We start from the raw sequence: 1,015 nt of genomic DNA, 5'->3' as shown, positions 1-1,015 counted from the left end.
CAGGCCGGTGAGCGCGCGCGCGGTCATGGTCTTGCCGGATCCGGACTCGCCGATGATGGCGAGCATGCGCCCCGGCGGCACTGCGAGGTCGAGCGGCTGCACGATGGTGCCTGCCGGGCCCTCGACAGTGAGGCCGGTCGCGACGAGCCCCGCCGAGTCAGCGGCACCAGCGGCATCCGCCGCATCCGCCGCGGCGCGATCCTGCGCGTTCATTCGAGCCCCCGTTCCCGCAGGCGTTCGCCCAGCTGGTCGCCGATCAGGTTGATCGCCATCGTCACGAGGATGATGAGCAGCGCGGGCACGAGCAGCATCGCCGGATTGTCGGCGATCAGCGCGCGGCCGTCGGAGATCTGGCGTCCCCAGTCGGGGGTGCCCGGGGCCACGCCGATCCCGAGGAAGGAGAGCGAGGAGAGCGTGACGAGGGCGATGCCGATGTTGAGCATGAGGTTGGTGAGGATCAGCGGCCACACGTTGGGCACGATGTGGCGGTACATGATCCGCCGCCGCGAGAGCGAGAGCATCTGCGCCGCCTCGACGTAGGGGCGCGGCGCCTGCTCCGTCACCCCGGCGCGGACGATGCGGATGTCCGAGGGGCAGAAGAGGACGATCAGCATCGCGACGGTGACCCAGTAGCCGGCGCCGAAGATGCCCGCGACCACGATGGCGACCAGCATGACCGGCAGCGAGAGCAGGATGTCGACGATGCGTCCGATCACGGTGTCGACGGCACCGCCGAGGTAGCCGGCCAGCGTGCCGAACACGACCGCGAGGATCATCGATCCGACGGCGATCGCCACCGGGCCGGCGACGGCCGAGCCGGTGCCGGCGAGCGTCAGCATCAGTACGTCGCGTCCGAGTTCGTCGGTGCCGAGCGGGTGGCCCGGGCTGCCGGGAGGCAGCAACGAGTCGAGGATGCTCTGCGACGTCGCCGCGTCGGTGAGCAGCGGGGAGACGAACGCGAGGAGCGCGACGGCGATGAGCAGGACCGCCGAGGCGCCGGCGACCCAGTCGCGCC

Annotated in this window: 2 protein-coding genes; both read right to left on the bottom strand. The window is 71.2% G+C overall.

All coding sequences use genetic code 11. The features are described 5' to 3' along the window. Window positions 1–213: ATP-binding cassette domain-containing protein (locus ACFPZL_RS13605; protein WP_382335924.1), on the bottom strand; the 213-nt coding region annotated here is incomplete at its 3' end. After that, window positions 210–1,015, bottom strand: an 806-nt coding sequence (locus ACFPZL_RS13600; protein ID WP_382335922.1) for an ABC transporter permease, incomplete at its 5' end; no start/stop codon positions are given. The genes ACFPZL_RS13600 and ACFPZL_RS13605, both read right to left, overlap by 4 nt.

The sequence above is a fragment of the Leucobacter soli genome, assembly GCF_042659205.1.
Taxonomy (GTDB): Bacteria; Actinomycetota; Actinomycetes; order Actinomycetales; family Microbacteriaceae; genus Leucobacter; species Leucobacter soli.
The sequence above is the reverse complement of the archived record's forward strand: the minus strand, read 5'-3'. Positions and strand labels throughout refer to the sequence as shown.